Below are 25,870 nucleotides of genomic sequence, written 5' to 3' on the forward strand. Positions count from 1 at the left end.
AGGACTGTCCTGATGGTCGGTTGGCGAGGCGAGACGATGCCACGCCAACCGACCAGGCAGCGCAAGACCGATGCCCAACGATCCGGTTGCTCAGGCGACCGCGGCGTCGACTCCGCCGCGCAGCAGGTGGAGAGGCGGTCGGATCTGCTTGCCGCTCAGCACGGCGTCGACGATGTCAGAGATCAGCTCATCCCCGGCCGGCAACAGGTGGCCATAGGTGTCGATCGTGGTTGTGATGGACTCATGGCCCAGTCGAGCCTGGATGTGCGGCAGCGGCGCCCCGCCGACGATGAGCCACGACACGTGCGTGTGACGCAGGTCGTGGAACCGGAACGGCGCGATACCGTCCTCGACCAGCTCGTCGGTCAACGGCTGCCAGACCTGGGTGTAGAAGTCAGAGTTGTGCACCGGCAACCCCGTCGGCGAGACGAAGACGAAGTCGTTGGCAGCCTTGCCATCGACCAGCTTCTCCAAGATCTCCGCGATCCCTTCAGAGATCGAGACTGTGCGGCGCGACTTCGGTGTCTTCGGGTTACCTAGGTAGTGCTGGCGCATCTTGTGCTTGTCCCGCAGCTGCTTCTTCAGCCACGACGGGATCTCCGTCTCGCCGTTCTCCCCCACCCGCTTCCAGGCCTTGTTCACCCGTATCGTCCGGTTGCGCAGGTCGATGTCGCTGACCCACAGTGCGGTGATCTCACCGAACCGCAGACCCGTCCCAGCGGTGACCCGGACCAGATCCGCGGCCGAGTAGGAATACCCCTCCGCCTTAGCTGTGACGGTCACGAACTCGTCCTCACTGAGGAACCGCAGCTCGGCCTGGGACTCCTTGACCCGCCGACGCTTCGGCGCCGTCCGAGCACACGGATTCGCCGTAAGAAAGCCCCGCTCGACGGCATAGCTGAAGATGCCGTACATGAGGCCGTGGTAGTTGGCCTTCGTCTTCAAAGCACGGTCCCAGTCAATCAGCCACGCCCTGATGTCCTGCTCTCCGATCATCGCCACCGACCGCTGGAACGGCGAAACCCCGCGGATCTCGGTGCGCGCCAGGGTCCGGACCTGCGACAGGTACTTCCTGCGCTGTCCCGGTGTGATGTCGACGATCTGGCGAACGTACTCTTCACCGATCACAGGGAACGCAGGAGCCTCCACCGTCGGATCGCTGCCGCGCGGACGTACGAATCCCTCACCCTTCACCCAACCGTCTGGCCAGTAGCTCCCGGCGGACACCACCATCTTCTTGAACCCCTCAGCTCGAGCCAGGTTCTGCTCCGTCGTACCCGCGCTGAATGTTTCGAACTGCCTCTCGCCGTCTCGTCCACCCCCAAGCCGCCAGACCACGTACGCGGAGACCACCTCGTCACTGCGCTTGTGCTTCTCGATCCACACCATCTCCTGCACCTCCGTGCATCCAGGTGCGAACCCGTGCCCGGACACCGGGCACGACACGGGTCAGAACAGGAGTCAACAGGAGCTAACGGGAGGTCAATTCACGCCTGAGACGGCCAAAAGTCGGCCTGACCTCAGGGGTTTCATGCGGTTCAAGTCCCCCCTCGCGCACGCAAGGGATTGTGGCCCTGACCCGGGAGACCGGGTCAGGGCCACACTTCGTTCCGGGCCATCGGGCACCCAGGTGTCTGTCCAAGCGACCTCCGATCTGAGAGAGTTCAGGAGTGAAGCGGGCAGGGGCTTTGGTCGTCGCGGTGGTGAGTCCGCAGGAAGTGGTCATGCGCGGGCTCACGACGATGCTCGCCGACTTTCCCGATCGCCTTGTCGTCACCGCTCTTCCGGCCGTACGCAGCAAGGCGACCGGCGTCGACGTGATCCTCTACGACACCCTCGTTCTCCACCTGGGCGACGGCTCCGATCTCGAGCACCTGTTGCACGGCACCGACGCCGAGGTGCTGATCTTCAGCCGCGACATGCGCCCCGATCTTCGGGTCAGAGCGTATTCGTTGGGAGCCAGGGCCTGGGTGTCCATGAGCGTGCACGCGGGCGACCTGGTGCACAGCATCGAGCAGACCGCCGCCAGGGAACCCCTGGACGAGCAGCACGACCGCCTCGGCACGGTGGCGGGGCTCACGACCCGGGAGGTCGAGGTGCTCTCGCTGATCGCCCTCGGGCTGTCCAACAAGGCCATCACCGCCAAGCTGGTCCTGAGTCCGAATACGCTCAAGAGCCACGTGCGGCAGATCTACCGCAAGATCGAGGTCGTCACTCGCGGTCAGGCGATCAGCTGGGCGATCACCCACGGGTTTGCCCCCTCGAGCCCCGAAGCCTCCGAGTCGGGAGCGTCTGTGGGCGCGCGGATGATCACCGAGGAGACACCGGCCGAGCAGCAGTCCGACCCCGCCGAGCGTGCGCCTGGCTCAGGCCGCGAACCCGGCGTCGGCTAGCGTCCCGCGGAGTTCCTCGAGCACACGGGCGAGGATGCGGGAGACCTGCGTCTGGGTGACGCCGATGGCTTCACCGATCTCGGCCTGGCTGTGGTCCTCGAGGAAGCGGAGCCGCACCACCTGCTGGTCGCGCGGGCACAGCGTGTGCACCGCCTGCTCCAGAGCCAGTCGCGTCTCGCAGCTCGCGAGCGATCCGTCGACGTCGGGCAGCATGTCGCCGATGGTGGCACCCCCGGAGTCCGACTGCCCACCGGCGCGCAGCGGGGCATCCAGCGAGGTCGGGGTGAAGCAGCCGCGGGCGTCGAGCGCCTCGCGCACCCGCTGCTCCGGCACGTGCGCGACCTCGGCCAGCTCGGAGACCGGCAGGCTGCCCCGCTCCGACCCGATCCGCAGCAGCGTGCCCTGCAGCTCCTGGACCGGCCGCGGCGGACGCACCGTCCAGCCGTGGTCACGGAACCACCTCTTGACCTCACCTCGGATGGTCGGCACCGCGTAGGTCAAGAAGTCGTCGGCACGGTCGGGATGGAACCCCTTCGCCGCACGCACCAGCGCGACGTACGCGACCTGCTCGAGGTCGGCCTGCGCGATGCCGCGCCCCGCGTAGCGGCGCGCGATCGAGCGCGCGACGACAGCGTTGAGCAAGATCACCTCGCCGACGAGGTCATCGCGCTCCTCGCCCTCCGTGTGGTCCGCGCGCTCCAACAGCTCCGAGGTCAGCTCCTGACGCTCGGCACGCGGCATGTCGTTCTCGAATACCTCGGTGTCGCACCGAGGGCCCGGCTCGATACCGGGCTCTGTCGCGGCCTGTGTGTTCGTCATTTCTCCATGTTGGCCCCTCTTTCGAGCCGTGCGAGGCCTGCGCGACGGGGTTCACCCGCAGGGGTGCGATCTTTCGGGCAGCAGCTCACCCGTACGGGTGAGGGCTAGCCCCTCATCGTGGGGGTACCGGGCGGAGCGTACGAGGAAACAACACACCAGGAGTGATCTGCATGACCACCACGAACGTCGAGACCGGCGACCGCACGGGGACCCCCGACAAGGACTACAACCTGATCTGGTTCACCGAGGCGTGCCTGGACAACGTGCTGCGCCTGGACACCTACATCCAGGACGCGCGCCGTTCGGGCGATGCCGATCTGGAGGGCTTGTTCATGCGAGCCCAGGCCAACTCGCTCCAGGGCGCGGAAGAGGCCAAGGACCTGCTCCGCACCCGCCTCGACGCCGGCGGATGAGCATCTGCGGCTGAGCAACGTGCGGCTCCGGTGCCTGTCACAGGCATCGGAGCCGGACCCGGATGAACCGACGAAAGGATCGACCATGGGCAAGTGCGACACGTGCGGCAACGACTACGACAGGTGCTTCGAGGTGACGACGGCCTCGGGAGAGAGCTTCGTCTTCGACTCCGTCGAATGTGCGGCGAGCCGGATCGCGCCGGAGTGCGTCAACTGCGGCACCCGGATCCTCGGCCACGGCGTGGAGAACGAGGAGCACATGTTCTGCTGCGCCCACTGTGCCCAGTCAGTGGGTGTGACGGGTGTCAGCGACCGGGTCACCAGCGGGTCCTGAGGAGGCGCGCCCCACCCCGGACCAACCTCGCAGCGGAGGTGCAGCAGATGGACAACAGCCGGCCGTACGCGGTCTCACACCGCGTCGTCGCCGAGCCGAGCGACGGGGTCCAGGTGGGTGACCTCCCGGGTGGCAGGTCGACCATCACCGCGGTGTCGGCGGGCACGGGCATCCACCCGGGCTGTCCGAGTCCGCTGGAGACCACCTCGAGGCCACGAGAGGTCTCGCGGTAGTCCATGGCGAAGTACTCCGTCGTGTGCCGGGGCGGGATGTCGCCCTCGTCGTCGAAGAGCTGACGCAGGGCACGCAGCGGCGAGTCGGCACGCGAGTTGATGTGAATGGCGAACATGTGGGTCGGCGTGAGCACGAGCGCGTTCAGACTGCATCGGGGGAACCTCTTGACGAGCGCGGCCAGGGCCCGGCTGACTCCTTCGGCCTCGTCGCCGCACTGCTCCACGCTCTGGTGCACGAACTGGAAGTAGCGCTCGCTGTCGGTGTCGCCGCCCAGCCGGGCTCGGGACTCCGCGGTGAGCAACGCCTCGAGGTCAGCGATCGGAGTGATGTGGCCGTTGTGCGCGAATGCCGCGTCGTCGCTCAAGAACGGGTGGGTGTTCTCCGGACGTACGTCGATCCCTCCGGTCGCCCAACGCAGATGCACCAGGCCCGCATGGGAGAGCGGAACCTCGACGAGCCTGCGGTAGGACTCATCGAGATCCGCCGAACGCGGCGAGCTCTCCGTGCGTGTTCCCTCGGGCGTGTGCCAGGCCATGCCCCAGCCGTCGGAGTGCACCGTGGTGAGCGAGGTGAAGGCGTGGAGACCCTCCTCCCCCAGCAGGTCGGCGACGGCACACGGCGACTTGGTCACGTATCCGAACAGGCGGCACATCCTCAGGCAGCTCCTTTCCGTCGGTCTCGCCGCACGCGTTGCCGGTCAGATCGCGCTGCCGACCGGCATGAGTCAGGTGCGAGCGATGGATAGACATCCCACGAGCAGTACCCAGGACCAGGCAAGGACAGTCGGGGTCGAGGAGGAGCTCCTCCTGGTCGACGCCGAGACCGGTGCCCCTCGATCGGTGTCGAGCCAGGTCCTGCGGGTCGCGCGTCGACGCGGTGACACCGAGGTCGAGGCAGGTGAGGCCGGTGGATCGGTGGGGCCCGAGCTGCAGGAGCAGCAGCTGGAGACCGACACCCCGCCGGAGGAGCACCTCGCGCTTCTCGAGATGGAGCTGCGGCGGTGGCGTGAGAAGGCTCGCACTGCCGCTGCCGAGGCGGGCGCGCTGATCCTGGCCAGCGGTACGACCCCGTTGACGGTGCGCCCGCAGACCTTCGACGACGAGCGTTACGCAGCGATCACCGAGCGGTTCGGGCTGACCGCCAGCGAGCAGCTCACCTGCGGGTGCCACGTACACGTCTCGGTCGAGTCCGACGACGAGGCGATCGGGGCGCTCGACCGGATCCGCACCTGGCTGCCCGTCCTGCTCGCGGTGAGTGCGAACTCCCCGTTCTGGCAGGGCGGCGACTCGGGCTACCAGAGCTATCGGTCGCAGGCGATGACACGTTGGCCGACCAACGGGCCCACCGATGTCTTCGGTAGCGGCCAGGCCTACCTCGACCACCTGCGCATGCTTGTCGACACGGGTGTGCCGCTCGACGAGGGCATGGCCTACTTCGATGCCCGCCCCTCCCGCAAGTACCCGACCCTCGAGGTGCGGGTCGCGGACGTCTGCCTCGACCCGCGCGACGCCGTGCTCGTCGCCGCTCTCTCGCGGGCGCTGGTCGAAACAGGGGCACGCGAGTGGCGGGAGGAACGGCGGGCCGATCCCGCTCCGGTCGCGCTGCTCCGGCTCGCGATGTGGCAGGCGGCTCGGCACGGGCTCGCGGGCAACCTCCTCGATCCGCAGACGCACCGGCCACGACCCGCTCGGGAGGTGGTGGATCGCCTGGTCGCGCACATCAGACCGGCGTTGGAGGCGACCGGAGACATGGCACGTGTCCACAAGAGCGTCGAGCGGGTCTTCTCGCGCGGCACCGGCTCCACGACCCAACGGACGATTCACGCTGAGGAAGGTCGGCTCGACCGGACCGTCATCCGGCTGGCCGAGCTCACCTGAGGGCCCGACCTCCAGCGCCGGCGCCCACTGCGGGCGACCGCGTAGAGGGCGCCTCTGCACCCGAGGCGCGAGCATCACCTGACGGCTCGCTGGGTACCTGACGGCACGACGAGAGGAGTGAGCAGATGCTGCCGAAGCCACGTGGCGAGATGAGTGCGGCGGTCTTCGCCGCTGTGCAGAGTGGCGCCACCGCCGACCTCGCAACGGCGCCCGAGCCTGAGTCGGAGGAGGACGCTCAGATCGCGCTGTGGGCGCTCTATGAGCTCCACTACCGTGGCTTCGAGGAGGTGGCCGCCGACCTCGAGTGGGACGCCGATCTGCTCCGGCTGCGTCGAGGCTTGGAGAGAGTCTTCGAGGAGCAGCTGCTCGGGCGGTGGGATCACAGTGCATTCCGGGACGACCCTGAGCTGGATCTCACCGGACTGATCCGTGGGTACGACGGACCGTCGCTGGCACGATTCGTGCGGCGTAAGGCAGACCGCGCGCAGGTGCTCGAGATCCTGCGGCACCGCTCGATCTACCACCTCAAGGAGGCCGATCCCACCACCTGGGTCATCCCGCGGCTCGAGACTCGGGCGAAGGCAGCGCTGATGGAGATCCAGTTCGACGAGTACGGCTGCGGTGACCCGAACCGGCTGCACCATCACCTGTTCCGCCGTGGGATGGAGGCAGCCGGGCTGCGCACCGAGCATGCGGCGTACGTGGACGACGCACCGGTCGAGATCCTGGCGATGAACAACGCGTTGTCGATGTTCGGCCTGCACCGCAGGCTCCGCGGGGCAGCGATCGGCCACTTCGCGGCCTTCGAGTCGACGAGCTCGGCGCCGTCGCGGCAGCTCGCCCAGGGTCTGCGCCGGCTGGACTTCCCCGACGAGATGGCGGCCTACTACGACGAGCACGTCGAGGCGGACTCGGTCCACGAGCAGGTCGCCGTACGCGACCTGTGTGGCTCGTTTCTCGACGACGAGCCGAGCGAGGGCGCCCGGGTGCTCTTCGGCGCCTTCACCTGCCTCGATCTGGAGGCTCGCTATGCCCGCCGGATGCTCGCCACCTGGGAGGTATCGTGACCGACTTCGAACATCCCTCGATCGTGCTGTGCCCGCAGGGACCGATGCTGCTGCGCGGCGACCACGAGGTCATGGACTCCGAGGGGAACCCCCACCACACGGTTCGCCCGGTCAGTGCGGTGTGCATGTGTGGCGGGTCGGCCATCAAACCGTGGTGCGACGGCACCCACCGGCTGCTGGCCGACCGGGCGCGTACGCACAAGCCGTCCGACCGGTAGCAGCGCCCCGGTGGTTCGGCTCCGTGGTTCGGCTCCGTCCCCTCAGCCCTCCACGCCGGTGGCGTCGTGGGGCGCGCCGACCGGCTTGCTCTCCGGCGAGCCGCGCTGCCTGAGGTAGATCGCGAGCACGGCCATGGAGCCGACCGCGAGGAACTCGGACTGCCAGTTCTGCAGGGTGCGCGCCCAGAAGTCCGCATTCATCAGGTAGGAGCCCCACGGGATCGGGTCGCGCAGCTGCTGCAGCCTCGTCTCGTTGTACGCCGCCCACCCGGCCACCGACTGCACCAGCCAGGAGAGCAGGAAGATGGCACCCATGACGATGCCGAGGGATCGTGAGTAGAGCGCGGTGCGGATCCCGCCGACCCGTGCCAGCCGCGGGGAATCATCGCGGGAATGGTCTCCGACCTTCTGCGCCTCGTCGGACTCCTCACCGGTCTTGTGCAGCGGCTTGGACTCCGGGGAACCGCGTTGCAGCAACCAGACCGTGAAGACGATGTAGAGCAGGAACTGCAGATACTCGCTCTGCCAGTTCTCCGTCACGTCCACAGCGAAGTCCGCCGAGGTGAGATACCTCCCCAGCGAGAGCTGATGGAGGTCCTCGGCGAACAGCTCGTCGTTCAGCTGCTGCCAGCCGGCGAACGCCTGGCCCGCGAGCGCGGCCACGAAGAGCAGCGCGAAGACGATGCTGAGCGAGTTCTCCTTGATGAATCGGTGCACTGGGCACCCCTTCCCCTCATACGTGCCGTAGCGCGAGGACGAGCGTGTAGAGCAGCCCGACTCCTATGACGGCCAGATAGGTGACGTACATGACTCGCATCTCAGCCTCCGTGCACCGTGCAGTCGTAGGGCTTGGGTGCCTGCGGAGCACAGTCGGCCGCGAGCACCCGCCATCCGTCCGCGAACCTGGTCAGGAACAAGGCGCCGCCGCGGTAGCGCACCTGCGCCGTGGTGCCGAAGACCTCCGCCCGACCGGAGAGGCCGGGTGCGGACAGATCTTCCTCCGCCAGCGCACTCTCGCACGGGCTCTTGGCCGCGGACTCCACCTCCGAGCGGGTCTCCGGCGCGAGAAGCTGGCACGCACGGGCCCAGTCCTGCGCGGAGACGGCCTGGCCGAACGCCTCGGCGCTCTCGCGCACCGCTGCGTCCTGCCCCTGATCACACCCGGTCAGGGCAACCGGCAGGAGCAGCACGAGGGCCGCGGCAGACCACTTCATCATGTGTTGTCGGTACCCGGCGGCGGAAACTTCATGCCGAACCGACGATGCCGACCAACGGGCCGCCGCGCGGCTGCATCCGACTCGGCTTGCCGGGTACCGGAGCCGGCATGCACCCCGCGTCCACCGCCGAGAGCTCCGAGACGACACCGAGACAGTCGGCCCGTCGCACCAGCTTCGGCAGCCTGTCGATCCAGTACGACGACCGCGTGCTCACCCCACGAGCATGGACGTCTGCGCAGTCGATGTGGGCGGCGGACGTGTCTCACCTCGGACCGCCCGGACGGCTGCTCGAGCTCTGCACTGGAGCCGGTCACATCGGGTTGCTGGCGCTGTCCGCAGGCTCCCGAGACGGCGTGCTGGTCGACATCGATCCGGTGGCCTGCCGCCTCGCCCGCGCCAATGCGGAAGAGGCTGGTCTGGACGATCGCGTCGAGATCCGCCACTCCCCCATCGCGTCATGCCTCACCGACGACGAGACCTTCGCGATCGTGATCGCCGATCCACCGTGGGTGCCGGACACGCAGACGGACCGGTTTCCCGGCGACCCGCTGACCGCGATCGACGGCGGCGCCGACGGAGTCGACGTGGCCCGGGAGTGCCTGCGCACGATCGATGCATGTCTGCATCGCGACGGGGCCGCCCTCCTGCAGCTCGGCACCGTGCCTCAGGCCAACCTTCTCGGTGACTGGTTGTCCGAGCAGGGCTCCCCCGACCTCGCGGTCGACGAGATGCGCGTGTTCGGCGACCGCGGGGTCCTGGTGCTGCTGCGCCGACCAGGGTCCGACGGCCGGTGACCCGACTGAGTGTTCGACCGCCGAGCACGGCTCAGCCGCTGCTGCCCGATGCGACAGATCAGCTCGAGGCCGGGTACGACGACCGTGACAGCAGTCCGGCCAGATGGGCCGCGTTGGCGGCGAGAGTGCGCGTGGTGCCCACGGTCTTCTCCGGTGTCGGCGACTTGTCCTTGTAGTCGACGCCCTGCATCGCCTCGCCCACCCAGTAGCTCACCGCGTTCGCCGGGAGGGTGAAGCCGACGTCGGTGAGCGCCTGCGCGAGCTCGGCGGTCACGTGGTGGGCACCGTCCTCGTTGCCGACCACGGCGATGCCCGCGACCTTGCCATAGGTCTGGGGGCGCCCCTCGGCGTCGGTCTCGCTCAGCTCGGCATCGAGCCGCTCGAGCACCATCTTGCACACCGACGAGGGCTGGCCGAGCCAGATCGGGGTGGCCAGGACGAGGATGTCGGCGGCGATCAGCGACGCACGCAGGGTCGGCCAGTCGTCGCCGTCGCCCTCGTCGAGGCCCACTCCGAAACGTACGTCATGGTCGACCACCCGCTCGATCGTCCCCTCGACGCCCTGCTCGGCGAGCGCCTCGAGGATCTGAGAGCCGAGAAGGTCGGTGCTCGACACGGCCGGGCTCTTCTTGAGCGTGGAGTTCAGGACAAGGCAGGTCAGTTGGGACATGCCCTGGGGGTACCCGCGCAGGATCAACCCGATACCCCGTTCTCGACCGACTCTCGAGGCTGCGCACCGGCCTCGACGGGTACCCGGTCTCGACATGGGAGGCACGACTCGCACTCGAGCGCGGTTACGCGAGCTCCCGTGGGGTCTGACCCTCACGGCGGCGGTCGCGGGGGCCATCGCCTTCTGGGTCGGCGCGACGTTCCCCGGGCCGGCCGGCGAGTTCCCCTACTACGCGCCTCTGGGCGCGGTGATGGCGATGTCGACCACCGTGATGGGCTCGGTCCGAGTCTCCGTGCAGAGCGTCCTCAGCATCTGGTTGGGGTCGGCGATCGCCCTGCTCACGGGCGTTTTCCTCGGCCCCAGCCCGCTGACCGCGGCGTTGGTGATCGGCGTGGGGGTGATGGTGGCGGGCCTGCGTTGGCTCGGTGACATGGGCAGCTGGGTCCCGACGGCGGCCCTGTTCGTGCTGATCATCGGGACCGAGGACCCCGTCGCCTTCGTGAGTGCGTACGGCGGGCTCAGCCTGATCGGGGCCACGATCGGCGTCGCCATGATCGTGCTCTTCCCACAGCTGCCGCTCGCGCCCGCCGAACGGGCGATGCGAGATGTCCGTGAGGTGGTCGTCGTCCAGCTCCGCCGCTTGGCAGATGCGCTGCAGTGGGAGGGCCCACCGACGCAGACGCAGTGGCGTGAGTGCCGTGCTCAGATCGAGCCCGTGATCAACCGCATGCGAGCAGAGAGGCAGCATGTCGTCGATGCGTCCCGGGCCAACAGGCGCCAGTCACGGCATCGACGTCGTCTGGGACAACAGCTCGAGCAGGAGCGAGCCCTGGAGCGGGTGTGCTTCCTGGTGGAGGATCTCACCCAGCTCCTCGAGGAGGAGGAACGCGCGGGGAACGATCTCGTCGGGCTCGGCCCGCATCTGCGGCCGCCCACCGCGCAAGCCCTGCTCGCGCTCGCGGATCTGCTGCGATCGGGAGACGGCCGCACCGTCGATGTCGCGGACAAGGCGGCCGCACAAGCTGCTCTGTCCGAGCTCGTCGACCGGATCCATGACTTCCGCGCAGGCGGCTCAGAAGACGAGCTCTTCACCGCCGGCAGCATCGTCACCAACATCCGGCGGTGCCTGGAGATCCCGCACCCGGTCGGTGACGAGGACGTACGCCGGTGAGCTGGGCGGCGCGGCTCGACGAACGGTTGTTCGTCGCGCCGCGCATGACCTCCGCGGCCGGTGGGCACTGTGCAGGGACGAGCCGAACGCCCAGCCCGGGAGCGCCCATGGAACACACCGTCTCGCTGCGGATCGATCACACCGACCACCAGGTCGTGGTCGACACGCGCACCACGCTGCTCGACGCGCTGCGCGAGCGCGTTGGCAACACCTCGCCCAAGAAGGGCTGCGACCACGGACAGTGCGGGTCGTGCACGGTCCTGCTCGACGGACGTCGACACCTGACCTGCCTCACGCTCGCCGTGGCTCATGACGGAGCCGAGATCGTGACCGCATCCGGACTGGCCGAGGCCGGCGACGACGGCGATCTCCATCCGGTGCAGCAGGCGTTCCTCGACCACGACGGCTATCAGTGCGGCTACTGCACCCCGGGCCAGGTGTGCTCCGCTGTCGGCGTGATCGACGAGGCCAAACGCGGGCAACCCAGTCACGTGACTGCTGACCTCGAGGCCGACATCGATCTGGACGACGACGAGATCCGCGAACGGATGAGCGGCAACCTGTGCCGATGCGGTGCCTATGTCGGCATCCTCGACGCCGTGCGAGAGGGGGCCGGCCGATGAGGGAGCTGACGTACGAGGTGCCGGCGACCGCCGGGGAGGCCGTCGCCACCGTGACCGCTGACGAGCAGGCCAGGTTCCTGGGCGGCGGCACCAACCTGGTCGACCATCTCAAGCTCGGTCTCAGCACGCCCGGGGCGCTGGTCGACGTCAGCCGGTTGCCGTTCGACGCCGTGGAGCAGAGCGACAGCGGTCTGCGGATCGGGGCCAACGTACGCAACAGCGACCTGGCGGCGCACCCGCTGGTGCGCAGCGGCTGGCCCGGCCTGAGCAGGGCGCTGCTCGCCGGCGCGTCGGGGCAGATCCGCAACCAGGCCACGACCGGGGGCAATCTTCTGCAGCGCACGCGATGCGTCTACTTCCAGGACATCACCACGCCGTGCAACAAGCGCGAGCCCGGCAGCGGCTGTTCGGCGATCGAGGGATACGGACGCTACAACGCTCTGCTCGGCACCAGCGAGGCCTGCGTCGCCACCCATCCCTCCGACATGGCGGTCGCGCTCACGGCTCTGGACGCCACGATCGTCGTGCTCGGGCCCGATGGCGAGCGCCGGATCCCGATCGGCGACCTACACACACTGCCGGGGCACCATCCCGAGGTCGAGACGACCCTGGCTCACGGCGAGCTCATCACCCACGTGGAGCTGCCGACCACGCCGATGGCGAAGCGGTCGACCTACTACAAGGCGCGGGACCGGGCGTCGTACGCCTTCGCGCTGGTCTCGGTGGCTGCCGCACTCTCCGTCGATGACGGCGTCGTCACCGACGTGGCGCTGGCCTGGGGCGGTGTCGCCCACAAGCCCTGGCGTGCGACCCGTGCCGAGGAGGCGCTCCGCGGTCAGCCGCTCGAGGAGCACGCGATCGCCACGGCGGTCGAGGAGGAGCTCCGAGACGCGGTCACCGGCCCCGACAACGACTACAAGCGATCGATGCTGCGCGGCGCGACCACCGTTGCGCTGACTCCCCTGGCCGCTACGGAGGACCGCCGATGACCGCTCGACCGTTGGAGGCGCGTTCGATGGGCACGGTCCTCGACCGTGTGGACGGACGCGAGAAGGTGACCGGCCGAGCGGCCTACGCCGTCGAGCACGATGGCGCCCTCGACCAGGCCCCGTTGCACGGCTGGCTGCTGACCTCGACGACCGCGAAGGGGCGGGTGCTGCGGGTCGACGCCAGCGACGCGCTGGCGCACCCTGAGGTCGTCGCGATCCTCGACCACACGAACGCTCCCCGCCTGGCAGACACCGAGGATCACGAGCTCGCCGTGCTGCAGGACGACCGGATCGGCTTCCGCGGTCAGATCGTCGCTCTGGTGCTCGCCGAGACGATCGAGGCCGCGCGCGAGGGTGCGCGTCTGGTCCGGGTCCACGAGGAGGTGGCAGGCGCGGAGGTGAGGCTCGAGGGCGCCGAGACCTACACACCCGAGGCCGCGAACGGCGGTTTCGAGACCGACACCGACCAGGGCGACCTCGACACCGCGTGGGCGTCGGCACCGGTGCGGCTGAAGCACACCTACGCCACGCCGCCCGAGTTCAACAACCCGATGGAGCCTCATGCCGCCACCGCGCTGTGGCGCGATGGTTCGCTGACGCTGTGGGACTCCACCCAGGCCGTGCACGGTGTCGCCTCGACCCTGGCCCCGATGCTCGGGATCGACCGCGACCGGGTGCGTGTCATCGCGCCTTACATCGGCGGTGGTTTCGGCTGCAAGGGGCTGCCTCACGGCCCTGAGATGGCCGTCGCGCTGGCTGCCCGTTGGGCCGACGGCCGCCCCGTAAAGCTGGCCGTGACCCGCCAGCAGATGTTCGGCCTGACCGGCTACCGCACCCGGACCGTCTCACACCTGAGCATCGGCGCCGAGCCCGACGGCCGCATCGTCGCGCTCGAGCACGCCGCGGTCGGCCAGTCGTCGAAGGTCAAGGAGTTCGTCGAGCAGACCGCGGTCCCCGCCCGGATGATGTACGCCGCGCCGCACCGTCGCACCAGCCACCGGGTCGCGGCCCTCGACGTCGCGGTGCCGTCGTGGATGCGGGCACCGGGCGAGATGCCCGGGATGTTCGCCCTCGAGGTCGCCATGGACGAGCTCGCCGAGGCCACCGGCATCGACCCGATCGAGCTCCGAGAGCGCAACGAGCCGGAGGTCGACCCCGAGACCGGCAACCCGTTCAACAACCGGCGTCTGGTCGAGTGCCTCCAGCGTGGCGCTGAGATCTTCGGCTGGGAGGGACGGCCCACCGAGCCTCGAGCAACCCTCGAGGGCGAGTGGTGGGTCGGCACCGGCGTCGCGTCCGCGACGTACCCCAGCAGCTTCTTCCCGGGCAACGCCGCCCGCATCGTCGCTCTCGACGACGACCGCTATGCCGTCTCGATCGGCGCGGTCGACATCGGCACCGGGTCGCGGACCGTCCTGGTGCAGATCGCGGCCGACGCGCTCGGCGTCGACCCCGCCGCCGTCGACCTGGCCATCGCCGACACCGACCTTCCGAAGGCCACGGTGGCGGGCGGCTCGTCCGGCACGAACTCGTGGGGCACGGCGATCACCCAGACCGCCCAACAGTTCCGGGCCGATCACGGGGAGCATCCCGACCCCGGCGTCGAGACCACCACGACGGCCGAGGCGTATCCCGACACCGCCGGCCACGCCCTGCACTCCTTCGGCGCGGTCTTCGCCGAGACCCGGGTGCACCGCCTCACCGGCGAGATCCGGGTGCCGCGGCTCCTCGGCGTCTACTCCGTGGGCCGGGTCATCAACCCGATGACCGCCCGTTCGCAGCTCCTCGGCGGACTCACCATGGGGCTCTCGGCGGCGCTGTTCGAGGAGGGATACCAGGACCCCCGCTTCGGGCACGTCGTCACCCAGGACCTCGCCAGCTATCACGTGGCCTCGCACGCCGACGTCGGCGACCTGCGGGTGGAGTGGCTCGACGACGTCGACGAGCTGTCCACGCCGATGGGTTCTCGAGGGATCGGCGAGATCGGGATCGTCGGCACCGCTGCCGCGATCCTCAACGCGGCCAGCCACGCCACCGGCGTGCGGGTGCGCGACCTCCCCGCGACCGCCGACGTGTTCTTGGACCAGTGAGCACGGCTCGTCGGCCGGCTCAACCGGCCAGGACGCGTTCGGTCTCGCGGGCGATCTCGGTCTCCTCCGACGCCGAGACGACCAGCGTACGCACGCGGGCGTCGTCGGCCGAGAGGTCCCGGTCGGCGTCGGCCTCGGCGTTCGTGGCCGGGTCGATCCGGATCCCGAGGTGGCCGAGCCCCTCGGCCGCCGACGTGCGCACCTGCGGAAGATGCTCGCCGACACCGCCGGTGAACAGCAGCAGGTCCAGGCCTCCGGCACTCGCGGCCATGGCTCCGATCTCGCGACGTAGCCCGTGGACGAAGACGTCGAAGGCCAGGGCAGCGTCGTCATCGCCGCGGTCGCGCGCTTCGAGGATCTCCCGCATGTCACCGGAGGTGCCGCTGAGACCCTTGAGCCCGGAGAGATGCTCCACCGCGTCGTCGAGCTCGTCCGCGTCGATGTCCGTGTGGCGCAGGAGCCAGACCAGAAGACCGGGATCGACGCTGCCGGACCGCGTGGCCATGACGAGCCCCTCCACGGGAGTGAACCCCATCGTGGTGTCGACCGAGACCCCGTCGCGTACGGCGGCCAGCGAGGCGCCGCTGCCGAGGTGGCAGGAGACGATGCGCAGCTGATCGACCGGCCGGCCGACGAGCTCCGCGGCCCGGCGTACGGCGTAGGAGTGGCTGAGACCGTGGAAGCCGTAGCGTCGCAGGCTCCAGCGTCGGTTCCACTCCCGCGGCAGGGCGTAGGTGCGGGCGGCCACCGGGAGATCCGCGTGGAGGGAGGTGTCGAAGCACGCCACGGCGGGAAGGTCCGGCGCCAGCCGGCGCGTCGCCCGGATGCCCGCCAGCGACCGGTTGTTGTGAAGTGGTGCAAGGTCGCTGGCTGCCTCGATCCGCGCGAGGGCGGCGTCGTCGATCATGGTCGCATCAGCAAGCTCCGGGCCGCCGTGGACGACCCGATGACCGACCGCCTCCCGCGACGTTGCCTCATCGTGGAGGAAGTCGCGGAGCGGGTCGAGATGCTCCTCGCCCTCCCAGTGCTCGACGGTGGTCGATCTGAGCGTGCAGCCCCGGTCCATCACCGACAGCTTCAGGCTGCTGGAGCCCGCGTTCACCGTGAGGATGCGCAAGCCGTCACCTCGTCTCCCAGCGCCAGTCGCGGATCTCCGGCATGTCCTCGCCGTGGGTCTGCACGTAGGCGCGGTGCTCGGCAAGCTTGTCGGTCAGCATCTCGCGGACGGCGGCCGCCTCCTCGCCCAGACCCGGCACGTGGTCGATGACGTCGATCGCCAGGTCGAAGCGGTCGAGCCGGTTGAGCACCGTCATGTCGAAGGGTGTGGTCGTGGTGCCCTCCTCGACGTAGCCGCGCACATGGAAGTTGTCGTGGTTGGTCCGGGCGTACGTCAGCCGGTGGATCAGCCATGGGTAGCCGTGGTAGGCGAACAGCACCGGCCGGTCGGTGGTGAACAGCGCGTCGAAGTCAGCAGACGACAGCCCGTGCGGGTGTGCCTCCTCCGCCTGGAGGCGCATCAGGTCGACGACGTTGACCACCCGCACACGCAGCTCGGGGAGATGCTCGCGCAGCAGAGCGGCCGCGGCGACGGTCTCCAGCGTCGGCACGTCGCCCGCACAGGCGAGGACGACGTCCGGTTCCCGACCGTCGTCGTTGCTCGCCCAGTCCCATCTGTCGATGCCCTTCGCGGCGTGCTCGACGGCCTGGTCCATGGTGAGGTACTGCAGAGCCGGCTGTTTCCCGGCGACGATGACGTTGACCTGCTCCTTGCTGCGCAGGCAGCCGTCGACCACGGTCAGGAGCGTGTTGGCGTCCGGCGGGAGGTAGACCCGCACGACGTCCGCCTTCTTGTTCACGACGTGGTCGATGAAGCCGGGGTCCTGGTGCGAGAAGCCGTTGTGGTCCTGGTGCCACACGTGCGAGGTGAGCAGGTAGTTGAGCGAGGCGATCGCCTGGCGCCAGTCGAGCTCACGGGTGGTCTTCAGCCACTTCGCGTGCTGGTTGAACATCGAGTCGACGATGTGCGTGAACGCCTCGTAGCACGAGAAGAGCCCGTGGCGACCCGTGAGCAGATAGCCCTCCAGCCAGCCCTGGCAGGTGTGCTCGGAGAGGATCTCCATCAGCCGCCCGTCGACCGCGAGACCTTCGTCGTACGGCTCGGTCTCGGCGTTCCACGTGCGCCCGGTCACCTCGAGCACGTCTTGGAGCCGGTTGGAGTTGTTCTCGTCGGGAGCGAACATCCGGAAGTTGTCGTCGTTGCGCCGCACAACCTCGCGGAGGTAGCCACCGAGGGTGTCGGTGGCCTCGACCGCTCCGGTGCCGGGCCCGTCGACGGGCACCGCATGGTCACGGAAGTCCGGGAGGTGCAGGTCGCGGAGCAGCAGGCCACCGTTGGTGTGCGGGTTGGCGCTCATCCTCCGCTCGCCACGAGGGTACAGGCCGGCGATCTCGGCCACCGGTGCGCCGTGGTCGTCGAAGAGCTCCTCGGGCCGGTAGCTCCGCATCCAGCTCTCGAGCACCTGACGGTGCCCGTCGTCGTCGCGTACGCCGCCGATCGGCACCTGGTGGGAACGCCAGAAGCCCTCGACCCGCTGACCGTCCAGCTCGTCGGGACCGGTCCAGCCTTTCGGGGACCGCAGCACGATCATCGGCCACGGCCGCCGGGGCGCCGTGCTGCCGGCACCGACCGCGCGGGCCTCGTCCTGGATCTGCTTGATCTCGTCGAGACAGTGGTCGAGAGTCGCGGCGAACGCCTGATGCATCTCCTCGGGGTCCGACCCGGAGACGACGTACGGCGTGTGACCGACCCCGCGCAGGAGCGAGTCGAGCTCGTCGGACGGGATCCGGGCGAGCACGGTGGGGCTGGCGATCTTGTAGCCGTTCAGGTGCAGGATCGGCAGCACGGCTCCGTCCCTGCGCGGGTCGACGAACTTCGTCGAGTGCCAGCTCGCGGCCAACGGGCCGCTCTCCGCCTCACCGTCACCGACGATCGCGGCCACCGTCAGGTCGGGGTTGTCGAACGCGGCCCCGTAGGCGTGCGACAGCGCGTAGCCGAGCTCGCCTCCCTCGTGGATCGATCCGGGTGTCTCGGGAGCGACGTGGCTCGGGATCCCACCCGGGAAGGAGAACTGTGTGAACAGCCGCTCGAGACCGTGCTCGTCCGGCGTCACGCGCGGGTACAGCTCGCTGTAGGTGCCGTCGAGGTAGGCCGCGGCGACTGCCGCCGGACCGCCGTGACCGGGGCCCATGATGTTGATCAGGTCGAGGTCGCGGGCGCTGATCACCCGGTTGAGGTGGGCGTAGACGAAGGTCAGGCCCGGTGTCGTGCCCCAGTGACCGAGCAGCCTGGGCTTGATGTGCTGGGGCTCCAGCGGTGTGCGCAGCAGCGGGTTGTCCATCAGATAGATCTGCCCGACGGCCAGGTAGTTAGCCGCCCGCCACCAGGCGTCCAGCCGGCCGAGCTCCGTCGCGGAGAGCGGAGCGCCCGCCACCGTGCTCTGCGTCGTCATCGGTCGCTCTCCCCCGCCCGGTTGCTGGGCGCACGGTGGGGCAGGAACTCCTGCATCTTGGTGAGCAGCCCCTGCCTCATCACGCCCCGGCGATCCTCGTCACCGGCGATCATGGCCTCCAGCGTGTTCTTCATCTGCTCGAAGTCCGCATGCGGCGGGATGGGCGGCACGTCAGCGCTGCAGTGCACGTCCAGGACCATCGGCCGGTCGGCAGCCAACGCCGCCACGCAGGCCGGACCCACATCGTCGGGGTCGGTGACGGTACGCGCCGCCAGACCGGCCGAGCCGGCGACCTCGGCGTAGGAGATGTCGGGCAACGACTGCGACTCCACCAGCTTCGGCGAACCGCCCAGCGCTCGCATCTCCCAGGTGACCTGGTTGAGATCACCGTTGTGGAGCACCACGATCACCGCGCGCGGGTCGGCCCACTCGTGCCAGTAGCGACTGATCGTCAGCAGCTCCGCCATCCCGTTCATCTGCATGGCGCCGTCGCCCTCGAAGGCGATGGCGGGTCGGTCGGGACGGGCGAACTTGGCGCCGATGAGGTACGGCACGGCCGCCCCCATCGAGGCCAGCGTCCCCGACAGCGACCCGCGCATGCTGCCGCGGAAGCGCATCTGCCGGGCATACCAGTCAGCGGCCGTGCCGCTGTCGGCCACCACGACGGCGTTCTCCGGCGTACGCTTCGAGACCTCGTGGAACACGAGCATCGGGTTGATCGGTTCCGCCGAGACGTGGGCCTGGTCGTCCATCGTCTGCCACCACCGCGACACGTTCGTCTCGATCTTCTCGCGCCAGCCACGGTCGTCATGACGCCGGAGCAGGGGCAGCAGGGCGCGCAGCGTGCTCGCCGCGTCGCCGACGATGTTCACCTCGTACGGATAGCGCATACCGATCCGCGATCCGTCGATGTCGATCTGGATGGCGCGAGCCTGGTCGAGCTCCGGCATGAACTGTGTGTAGGGGAAGTTGGACCCCACCGTCAGCAGCGCGTCGCAGTCACGCATCAGCTCATAGCTGGGCCTGGTGCCGAGCAGGCCGATCGAGCCGGTCACCCACGGGAGCTCGTCGCTGAGCACGTCCTTGCCGAGCAGCGCCTTGGCCGCACCGGCGCCGAGCAGATCCGCCACCTGCTCGACCTCGGACCGGGCGCCACGGGCGCCCTGGCCGACCAGGATCGCCGGCCGGGACGCCTCGTTCAGGATGCTCGCGGCACGCGAGATCGCCTCGCCGTCGGGACTGGTCTCCGGCCACGCGATGCCCGTGCTCGAGGGCACCATCTTGAACGCGTGCGACGGCGGGGTGTACTCCAGCTCCTGGACGTCGTTGGGCAGGATCAGGGCCGTTGGCGCCCGACGGGCCAGGGCCGTACGAAACGCACGGTCCAGCACGTTCGGCAGCTGCTCGGGCACGTTGACGACCTGCACGTAGTCGCCGGCGACGTCCTTGAACAGGCTCAGCAGGTCGACCTCCTGGAGGTAGCTGCCGCCCATGGCCGACCGGTCCGTCTGGCCGACGATCGCCACCACCGGCACGTGGTCGAGCTTGGCGTCGTAGAGGCCGTTGAGCAGATGGATCGCCCCCGGCCCCGAGGTGGCGAGACACACGCCCGGACCGCCGGTGAACTTCGCGTAGCCCACCGCCTCGAACGCGCTCATCTCCTCATGGCGCGACTGGATGAACCGGGGCTCGTCCTCGGCCCTGCCGAACGCGCCGAGGATCCCGTTGATGCCGTCGCCGGGATATCCGAAGACGTGCTGCACGTCCCATTCGCGAAGGCGCTCGAGCAAGAAGTCGGCAACAGTGTGGGTCATCGTTCCTCCGTCGGTTCGGCTCGGTATTCGTCGCGAAGCCTGGCGAGCAGCGGCTCGGCTGCCTCACCCAGGAACTGCGGGTTGGTGGCGCCGTCGATCTGGACCAGCGCGATGTCGGTGAACCCGGCCTTCCAGAAGGGCCGCACCGTCTCGACGATCGCGTCAAGGTCCGGGCCGCACGGGATGCTGCGTGCGACGTCCTCGGGCCGCACGAACTTCGTCGCACCGGCGAACCCGGCCGTGGTGGGAACGTCTGCGTTGACCTGCCACCCTCCGCCGAACCACCGGAACTGCCTGTGGGCGCGCTCGACCGCGGCGTCGACGTCGCTCGGATCCCAGCTGATCGGGATCTGGGCGATGGCACGTGCTCCGTCGCCGATCGCGGGTGCTCCGGGCGTCGCGCGCCAGTCCTCGATCAGGTCCGAGCGCGGCTCGGTGGCGACGAGATGGTCGGCCAGCGCGGCGCAGCGACGGATCACGGCCGGCCCGCCGACCGCCAGCCCGATCGGCACTCCCCCGGCCGGCCGGTCCCAGAGGCGGCCGGCGTCCACCCGGAAGTGGTCTCCTCGGAAGTCGAGCAGCTCGCCGGCGAGCAGAGCGCGGATGATCTCGAGAGCCTCCGCCAGCATCTCGTGCCGCGTCGCCACGGCCGGCCAGCCCGCACCGATCACATGCTCGTTGAGGTTCTCGCCGCTGCCGAGGCCCAGGGTGAACCTGCCCTCGCTCAACAGCTGCACGGTCGCGGCCTTCTGAGCCACGACGGCGGGGTGGTAGCGCATCGTCGGACAGGTCACGTACGACATCAGCTGGAGGCGTGAGGTCGCCTGCGCCACCGCACCCAGGACGCTCCAGGCGTACGGAGCGTGGCCCTGTTCGGTCAGCCAGGGCGAGTAGTGGTCGCTCATCACCGCGAAGTCGAACCCGGCTTCCTCCGCGGCGACCGAGTGCTCGACCAGGTCGGTCGGTCCGGCCTGCTCGGTCATCAGGGTGTAGCCGAAGTCGGTCATGTCGCCTCCCGCTCCTGCCGCTGTCCCACCGGCGGCACCGTGACCCGAAGGCCGTCGGACGGGGTCGTGGGGATGCGGGTGCTGTCGTAGGCCGACTCTGCGGTGACCGTGAACCCGATGCAGGAGAAGACGCGCAGCGTCTCGGCCATCAGCTTGACCGTCAGCGGCTCCCCCGGGCAACGATGCCCGGTCTCGGCGTGCCCGCCACCCTGCGGGACGAACTGGTGTGCCGAGGGCTGTGCCTCGAGGAACCTCGCCGGATCGAAGCGGTCAGCGGCGCGCCAGTGACGAGGGTCGGTGTTCGTACCCGGCACGTCGAGGATCAGGCGCTGCCCCCGGCGTACGTCGACGCCGTCGACCGTGGCATCGCGCACCGCCGTGGCCGCGAGCGCCGGCACGAACGGGAAGGTGCGCCGGACCTCGTCGGCGAACGCCTTCCGGGCCTCGCCGTGTTCGCGGTCCGAGAGCGATGATGCCCAGGCCGGGTGGTCCCAGAGGGCCCGCACCGCGAACGTGGCAGGCCAGGCGACCGCGACCGTCGGGCGGAGCACGTTGATGAGCTCGACCGCCGCCACGCGGGTGCCAAGATCCGCCCCCGAGCCGAAGGCGACGGCCTCCAGAGCCGACCCCGAGGCAGCGGAGATGCGGCCGGCACGCACCCCATGGATGAGCCGGCGTGCCCAGCGTTCGCAGCGGCGCCGCGCCAGCCAAGCCCGGGGGTACGCCGTTCCGGCACCGCCGAACCCGTCGACGATGGCCGCCAGGTCGCGGCTGACCTTCTCGGAGGGGTGCTCGATCCCGACCCAGGACTGGACACAGCGGCCGTAGACACTGACCAGCTCGTCGAAGACCGCTATCTCGCGTCCTGCCCACGCGATGCTCCTCGTGGTCAGGTCTCGTCCCACCTGCTCGGCGAGGTCGTCGGTCGAGGAGTCGTCCAGGATCTCGAGGAACATCTCCTTGCGTGCCAGGTGCTCATCGCCGTCCAGACCGTGGACCGCACCTCGGCCGAAGAGAAGGTTGGCCAGCGCGGCCGGGACGGCGCCACGACGCCGCACGGCGCTGCGGTCGTAGAAGTGCCGGCTCGCCTCCTCTCCCCGTACGACGGCGGCCGGCCTGCCGAGGAGGCGGACGGCGAAGGAGTGGTGGTTCGAGTGCCGGGCTCGGGCTCCGGGGATGGCCTCGTAGCCCGAGCGGATCAGGTCGGGCAACAGGTCGCGCATGTTCTGCACCTCCTTGGTGGGTTCCGTCTCGGGTACCCAGCAGGCGGTCGACCAATGTGCCGCCCGGGTCAGTAGGCGTCGCCGTCCTCGACGTCCTCGTTGTCCTCGTCGACGATGTGCACCGCCGCTTCCTCAGCGGAGGCACCGGCGCCGTCGATGCCCTCGTCCTGCCCGACGAGTCCTGCCTCGTCGTCCTCGAGCACGCCCATGTCGGGGCTCGTGAGCCGACCCGCGCGGGCTTCACCCACCTCGCCGGTCACCGGTCCGTCGAGGATGTCCGCGTCGGCCTCTGCCTCGGCCTCCTCCCAGACCTCGGGCTCTTCCTGGGTGCTTCGCTCGTCGATGGTCTCGCCCTCGGTCTCCTCACGAGGGGTGACACCCTTGGCGTTGACACCGCGCGGCCGCTCGGGCGGGGAGTACCCCTCGTCCAAGGTGTCCTCGACACCACGGTCGTCGAGCGTGTCTTCGGGCTGAAGCTGGTCTTCACTCATGTCTCGACCGGTATCCACGACCGCACCGACAATGCTTCGCTGCGTCGATCTCCTCGCGGCGTTCCTGCCTCAAGCGGGTCCGCCTTCACCGCTGTCGGCGGCGAGCAGGTCGAGATCGACGTCCTCACGGCTGGAGATCTGCTCGGCGACGTGCTCCTTCTGCTCCTCGGTGAGGGTCACACCGGCTTCGCGCAGCGCCTCGTCGAGCTCGTCCTGGATGGTTCCCTCGGGTGCGGTCTCCTGCCAGGCCGTGATCCGTTCGACCACGCCCAGGAGTGCCAGCACACGAGCGTCATCTTGGTTCAAATCGTTCATCGGCGCTCGGTACCCGAACCGCGACGGGACATACGGGGCGTAGGAGATCTGCGACCGGGTACCGGATCGGCATGCATGACCCGCAGGTCGAGCGCCCGCACGACGATCCTGACGCCACGCCCGAACGAACCGGCGTCGGCGTGCTGATCGGCATGGTCACCGTCTTGCTTGTGGTGATGGCGGTCATGGGCCTGATCGCGTACGTGATCCTCTGAACGCCATCGCATACGCCAGGCGGCCTTCAGGTGGAGGGCGCATGACTCAGGTCGACGACACAGAAGAGGTTGTCGTCGGGGTCGGCGAGGACCACGAAGTCCGGGTCCGGCGGGTACAGATCCCACTGCACCCGCTGGGTGCCGAGCCCGACGAGCCGCTCGACCTCGGCGTCCTGATCAGCGCCGCTGTCGACGAACAGGTCGAGGTGGATGCGCGGCCGCGGCTCGACCGGCGAGTCGCTGCGTTGAAGGCCGAGCGCCCGGGGGCCGTTCGGATGGCAGAGTGTCCGCCAGTCCTCGCTGCGCCACTCGGTGGAGTCCACGAGGCCGAGCGCGGCGGTCCAGAACTCTGCTGCACGCTCCAGGTCCACCACCCCGATGACGGCGAACCCCAGCCTGAGCGCGGCTCGATGATCTTGGTGACTCCGCGGTGCCGACTGATCGCTCATGGCATGTGCAACCTGCCGTCGGCGTCGCGTACGACCACGCCGTCTCCGACCGCATAGTTGAGTGCGCGATCGAAGCGGTGGCCTTTCCAGAACCTGGCCCCGACCAGGGTCGCCAGCTCCTCGGCGGTCAGCGGACCCTCTTCTTTCAAGGCACGAACGATCTGTCCGACCTCGTGGACGGTCTGCCTGTCGTGGGGACGACCGGTCGGTCTCGGTGGCGGCATCGGCATGCTGGGTCTCCTCTCCACTGTCGCGGGCGGTACCCGGCGAGGAGCAGAGCTAGCCCCTCGGCCCTCGGGCCTCGGGCTCGGCGGTGGCATGACCCGAGCGGATTGCGGTTACCGGTCTCGGATGGACACTCCGTGGTGGCGCGAGGCAGTGACCTACCAGATCTATCCGCGCTCGTTCGCGGACGCGGACGGCGACGGCACCGGCGACCTCGCCGGGATCACCTCTCGGTTGGACCACGTGGCCGACCTCGGCGTCGATGCGATCTGGCTCTCGCCGTTCTACCCCTCACCACAGATCGACTACGGCTACGACGTCGTCGACGCGAGCGGCGTCGACCCGACCTTCGGGGCACTCTCCGACGCCGATGGCTTGCTCACGAAAGCGCACGAGCTCGGCCTGAAGGTCATCATCGACCTGATCCCCAACCACACCTCCTCCGCCCACCCGTGGTTCCTCGAGGCCCTCGCTGCCGGACCCGGCTCGCCGGCGCGCGACCGCTACCTCTTCCGCGACGGCCGTGGACCTCACGGCGACGAGCCACCGACGAACTGGCGATCCGTCTTCGGCGGCGCCGCATGGACGCGGGTCGAGGACGGACAGTGGTATCTCCACATGTTCGACAAGGAGGAGCCTGACCTCAACTGGCGCCACGCAGAGGTGGCCGCGGAGTTCCGTTCGGTGCTGCGACGCTGGCTCGACCGTGGCGTCGACGGCTTTCGTGTCGATGTCGCCCACGGCCTGCTGAAGGCGCTGCGCGACCAGTACGTCCCGGCGGGGAGATCGCCCAACTCCGACCCAGCGGTGATGTACGACATCGCCGTCGAGGACGATCCGATGTGGGACCATCCCGACGTCCACGAGGTCTACCGCAGCTGGCACGACCTCGTCGCCTCCTATCCCGGCGAGCACATGCTGATCGCCGAGGCATGGACCCAGCACCCGGCGGATCTGCGGGGCTACCTGCGTATCGACGAGTTCGAGCAGGCGTTCAACTTCCGGTGGCTGCAGGCGCACTGGTCTGCTCGCGAGTTCACCACGGCGATCGTGTCCACGCTGGACACGCTGCGACCGACCCGCGCCTGGCCGACCTGGGTCCTCTCCAACCATGACGCGATGCGCCATCGGACCCGGTACGGCGACGGGGCCCAGGCTCTCGCCCGAGCCCGCGCGGCGACACTGACGATGCTGGCTCTGCCCGGGGCGGCGTACCTCTACCAGGGCGAGGAGCTCGGGCTCCCGCACGTGGAGATCCCTCCGGAGCACCAGCAGGATCCGTGGGCAGAGGGTGGCAACGGGCGCGACGGCTGCCGGGTCCCCCTGCCGTGGAGCGGTGATGCGCCTCCGTTCGGCTTCGGACCCGGCGAGAGCCAACCGTGGCTGCCCCAGCCGGCTCAGTGGGCGGACCTGACCGTGGCCGCCCAGACCGACCGGCCCGGATCGACCCTGGAGTTCTACCGGTCGGCGCTCGCCGCCCGCCGTCGCCACGCGCTCGGCGGCGGAGACGTGAACTTCCTCGACGTGCCCGACGACGTCATCGCCTTCCGACGTGGCCGACTCGGCGTCGTCCTCAACTGCGGGGTGACACCGACGCCGCTGCCTCCCGGCGACGTCGTGATCTCCAGCGGCGACGAGGTCGCGGACGAGGTTCCACCTGACACCGCGGTCTGGTTGCTCAGCGACGACTGATCGCGCCAGGCCGTTTGCGTG

General features: G+C 69.3%; 28 protein-coding genes. 13 read left to right on the top strand and 15 right to left on the bottom strand.

Translation table 11 applies throughout. The annotated features are described in order from the left end of the window. Nucleotides 1–90 precede the first annotated feature (90 nt). Nucleotides 91–1,227: a tyrosine-type recombinase/integrase gene (locus FB381_RS14050; RefSeq protein ID WP_170225159.1), complete on the bottom strand. Its 1,137-nt coding sequence runs from the start codon at nucleotides 1,225–1,227 to the stop codon at nucleotides 91–93. A 497-nt stretch (nucleotides 1,228–1,724) separates the two neighbouring features. On the opposite strand from FB381_RS14050, the gene FB381_RS14055 reads away from it, so the two are divergent. Next, nucleotides 1,725–2,393 carry a helix-turn-helix transcriptional regulator gene (locus tag FB381_RS14055; RefSeq protein ID WP_141780855.1) on the top strand — a complete coding sequence of 223 codons (669 nt, stop codon included), beginning with the start codon at nucleotides 1,725–1,727 and terminating at the stop codon, nucleotides 2,391–2,393. On the opposite strand, the gene FB381_RS14060 is transcribed toward FB381_RS14055, so the two are convergent. Beyond that, entirely contained in the window at nucleotides 2,367–3,212 is an 846-nt protein-coding gene (locus tag FB381_RS14060) for a sigma-70 family RNA polymerase sigma factor (RefSeq protein ID WP_141780856.1), read from the bottom strand. The two genes, FB381_RS14055 and FB381_RS14060, sit on opposite strands and share 27 nt — an antisense overlap. Before the next feature lie 170 nt (nucleotides 3,213–3,382). Here FB381_RS14060 and FB381_RS14065 point away from each other — a divergent pair, with 170 nt between their 5' ends. Both FB381_RS14065 and FB381_RS14070 read left to right on the top strand, forming a co-directional pair. Continuing rightward, the gene (locus tag FB381_RS14065) at nucleotides 3,383–3,625 is read left to right on the top strand and encodes a hypothetical protein (protein WP_141780857.1); all 243 of its coding nucleotides are present in this window, start codon (nucleotides 3,383–3,385) and stop codon (nucleotides 3,623–3,625) included. A gap of 85 nt (nucleotides 3,626–3,710) precedes the next feature. Beyond that, nucleotides 3,711–3,959 (top strand): hypothetical protein, encoded by a 249-nt coding sequence (locus FB381_RS14070; RefSeq protein ID WP_141780858.1) that lies wholly within the window; start codon nucleotides 3,711–3,713, stop codon nucleotides 3,957–3,959. Here the strand turns inward: FB381_RS14070 and FB381_RS14075 are convergent. Next, on the bottom strand, nucleotides 3,943–4,845 hold the full coding sequence (locus FB381_RS14075) for a class II glutamine amidotransferase (protein ID WP_141780859.1): 903 nt from the start codon (nucleotides 4,843–4,845) through the stop codon (nucleotides 3,943–3,945). The genes FB381_RS14070 and FB381_RS14075 overlap by 17 nt on opposite strands. 85 nt (nucleotides 4,846–4,930) lie before the next feature. Here FB381_RS14075 and FB381_RS14080 point away from each other — a divergent pair, with 85 nt between their 5' ends. The 3 genes from FB381_RS14080 to FB381_RS14090 all read left to right on the top strand — a co-directional run bounded on the left by FB381_RS14080 (nucleotide 4,931) and on the right by FB381_RS14090 (nucleotide 7,355). Then, complete coding sequence (locus FB381_RS14080) at nucleotides 4,931–6,070, top strand: carboxylate-amine ligase (RefSeq protein WP_141780860.1); 1,140 nt, start codon at nucleotides 4,931–4,933, stop codon at nucleotides 6,068–6,070. A gap of 125 nt (nucleotides 6,071–6,195) precedes the next feature. Beyond that, a complete protein-coding gene (locus FB381_RS14085; RefSeq protein WP_141780861.1) occupies nucleotides 6,196–7,137 on the top strand; it encodes an iron-containing redox enzyme family protein in 942 nt (313 codons plus the stop codon). Then, nucleotides 7,134–7,355, top strand: a complete 222-nt coding sequence (locus tag FB381_RS14090; RefSeq protein WP_141780862.1) for a CDGSH iron-sulfur domain-containing protein — start codon at nucleotides 7,134–7,136, stop codon at nucleotides 7,353–7,355. The genes FB381_RS14085 and FB381_RS14090 overlap by 4 nt, the downstream gene beginning before the upstream one ends. A gap of 42 nt (nucleotides 7,356–7,397) precedes the next feature. Here the strand turns inward: FB381_RS14090 and FB381_RS14095 are convergent, their stop codons facing one another. Both FB381_RS14095 and FB381_RS14100 read right to left on the bottom strand, forming a co-directional pair. Further along, a complete protein-coding gene (locus tag FB381_RS14095) occupies nucleotides 7,398–8,072 on the bottom strand; it encodes a DUF6766 family protein (protein WP_141780863.1) in 675 nt (224 codons plus the stop codon). 101 nt (nucleotides 8,073–8,173) lie between these two features. Further along, a complete protein-coding gene (locus FB381_RS14100) occupies nucleotides 8,174–8,572 on the bottom strand; it encodes a hypothetical protein (RefSeq protein ID WP_246088114.1) in 399 nt (132 codons plus the stop codon). A gap of 107 nt (nucleotides 8,573–8,679) precedes the next feature. Here FB381_RS14100 and FB381_RS14105 point away from each other — a divergent pair, with 107 nt between their 5' ends. Further along, entirely contained in the window at nucleotides 8,680–9,366 is a 687-nt protein-coding gene (locus tag FB381_RS14105) for an RsmD family RNA methyltransferase (RefSeq protein WP_141780864.1), read from the top strand. A 58-nt stretch (nucleotides 9,367–9,424) separates the two neighbouring features. On the opposite strand, the gene FB381_RS14110 is transcribed toward FB381_RS14105, so the two are convergent. Continuing rightward, a complete protein-coding gene (locus FB381_RS14110; RefSeq protein WP_141780865.1) occupies nucleotides 9,425–10,036 on the bottom strand; it encodes a flavodoxin family protein in 612 nt (203 codons plus the stop codon). A gap of 94 nt (nucleotides 10,037–10,130) precedes the next feature. Between FB381_RS14110 and FB381_RS14115 the strand changes: the two genes are divergently transcribed. The 4 genes from FB381_RS14115 (at nucleotide 10,131) to FB381_RS14130 (ending at nucleotide 14,909) form a co-directional block, all read left to right on the top strand. Further along, nucleotides 10,131–11,207 carry an FUSC family protein gene (locus tag FB381_RS14115; RefSeq protein WP_141780866.1) on the top strand — a complete coding sequence of 359 codons (1,077 nt, stop codon included), beginning with the start codon at nucleotides 10,131–10,133 and terminating at the stop codon, nucleotides 11,205–11,207. Between the two features lie 107 nt (nucleotides 11,208–11,314). Beyond that, a complete protein-coding gene (locus FB381_RS14120; RefSeq protein WP_141780867.1) occupies nucleotides 11,315–11,830 on the top strand; it encodes a 2Fe-2S iron-sulfur cluster-binding protein in 516 nt (171 codons plus the stop codon). Then, nucleotides 11,827–12,819, top strand: a complete 993-nt coding sequence (locus FB381_RS14125) for an FAD binding domain-containing protein (protein WP_141780868.1) — start codon at nucleotides 11,827–11,829, stop codon at nucleotides 12,817–12,819. The genes FB381_RS14120 and FB381_RS14125 overlap by 4 nt, the downstream gene beginning before the upstream one ends. Then, the gene (locus FB381_RS14130) at nucleotides 12,816–14,909 is read left to right on the top strand and encodes a xanthine dehydrogenase family protein molybdopterin-binding subunit (protein ID WP_141780869.1); all 2,094 of its coding nucleotides are present in this window, start codon (nucleotides 12,816–12,818) and stop codon (nucleotides 14,907–14,909) included. The genes FB381_RS14125 and FB381_RS14130 overlap by 4 nt, the downstream gene beginning before the upstream one ends. A gap of 19 nt (nucleotides 14,910–14,928) precedes the next feature. Here the strand turns inward: FB381_RS14130 and FB381_RS14135 are convergent, their stop codons facing one another. The 7 genes from FB381_RS14135 to FB381_RS14165 all read right to left on the bottom strand — a co-directional run bounded on the left by FB381_RS14135 (nucleotide 14,929) and on the right by FB381_RS14165 (nucleotide 23,268). Continuing rightward, on the bottom strand, nucleotides 14,929–16,026 hold the full coding sequence (locus FB381_RS14135) for an acetate/propionate family kinase (protein ID WP_246088115.1): 1,098 nt from the start codon (nucleotides 16,024–16,026) through the stop codon (nucleotides 14,929–14,931). 4 nt (nucleotides 16,027–16,030) lie between these two features. Then, nucleotides 16,031–18,418, bottom strand: coding sequence for a phosphoketolase family protein (locus FB381_RS14140; RefSeq protein WP_141780870.1), 2,388 nt, complete (start codon nucleotides 18,416–18,418; stop codon nucleotides 16,031–16,033). Then, nucleotides 18,415–20,232 (bottom strand): thiamine pyrophosphate-requiring protein, encoded by a 1,818-nt coding sequence (locus FB381_RS14145; protein WP_141780871.1) that lies wholly within the window; start codon nucleotides 20,230–20,232, stop codon nucleotides 18,415–18,417. The genes FB381_RS14140 and FB381_RS14145 overlap by 4 nt, the downstream gene beginning before the upstream one ends. Beyond that, nucleotides 20,229–21,239 carry a TIGR03557 family F420-dependent LLM class oxidoreductase gene (locus FB381_RS14150; protein WP_141780872.1) on the bottom strand — a complete coding sequence of 337 codons (1,011 nt, stop codon included), beginning with the start codon at nucleotides 21,237–21,239 and terminating at the stop codon, nucleotides 20,229–20,231. Before FB381_RS14150 ends, FB381_RS14145 begins: the two co-directional genes overlap by 4 nt. After that, nucleotides 21,236–22,462, bottom strand: coding sequence for a cytochrome P450 (locus FB381_RS14155; RefSeq protein ID WP_141780873.1), 1,227 nt, complete (start codon nucleotides 22,460–22,462; stop codon nucleotides 21,236–21,238). The genes FB381_RS14150 and FB381_RS14155 overlap by 4 nt, the downstream gene beginning before the upstream one ends. Nucleotides 22,463–22,530: 68 nt before the next feature. Continuing rightward, nucleotides 22,531–22,953, bottom strand: a complete 423-nt coding sequence (locus FB381_RS14160; RefSeq protein ID WP_141780874.1) for a DUF5709 domain-containing protein — start codon at nucleotides 22,951–22,953, stop codon at nucleotides 22,531–22,533. 69 nt (nucleotides 22,954–23,022) lie between these two features. After that, nucleotides 23,023–23,268, bottom strand: a complete 246-nt coding sequence (locus tag FB381_RS14165; protein ID WP_141780875.1) for a hypothetical protein — start codon at nucleotides 23,266–23,268, stop codon at nucleotides 23,023–23,025. Between the two features lie 71 nt (nucleotides 23,269–23,339). Between FB381_RS14165 and FB381_RS23925 the strand changes: the two genes are divergently transcribed. Continuing rightward, nucleotides 23,340–23,483, top strand: a complete 144-nt coding sequence (locus FB381_RS23925) for a hypothetical protein (protein WP_170225160.1) — start codon at nucleotides 23,340–23,342, stop codon at nucleotides 23,481–23,483. Nucleotides 23,484–23,509: 26 nt separating this feature from the next. On the opposite strand, the gene FB381_RS14170 is transcribed toward FB381_RS23925, so the two are convergent. Beyond that, the gene (locus FB381_RS14170; RefSeq protein WP_141780876.1) at nucleotides 23,510–23,932 is read right to left on the bottom strand and encodes a VOC family protein; all 423 of its coding nucleotides are present in this window, start codon (nucleotides 23,930–23,932) and stop codon (nucleotides 23,510–23,512) included. Beyond that, complete coding sequence (locus FB381_RS14175; protein ID WP_141780877.1) at nucleotides 23,929–24,162, bottom strand: hypothetical protein; 234 nt, start codon at nucleotides 24,160–24,162, stop codon at nucleotides 23,929–23,931. The genes FB381_RS14170 and FB381_RS14175 overlap by 4 nt, the downstream gene beginning before the upstream one ends. 121 nt (nucleotides 24,163–24,283) lie before the next feature. On the opposite strand from FB381_RS14175, the gene FB381_RS14180 reads away from it, so the two are divergent. Continuing rightward, entirely contained in the window at nucleotides 24,284–25,849 is a 1,566-nt protein-coding gene (locus FB381_RS14180) for a glycoside hydrolase family 13 protein (RefSeq protein WP_141780878.1), read from the top strand. The last annotated feature ends 21 nt before the right edge of the window (nucleotides 25,850–25,870 follow it).

It is taken from the genome of Nocardioides albertanoniae (genome assembly GCF_006716315.1).
GTDB lineage: Bacteria > Actinomycetota > Actinomycetes > Propionibacteriales > Nocardioidaceae > Nocardioides > Nocardioides albertanoniae.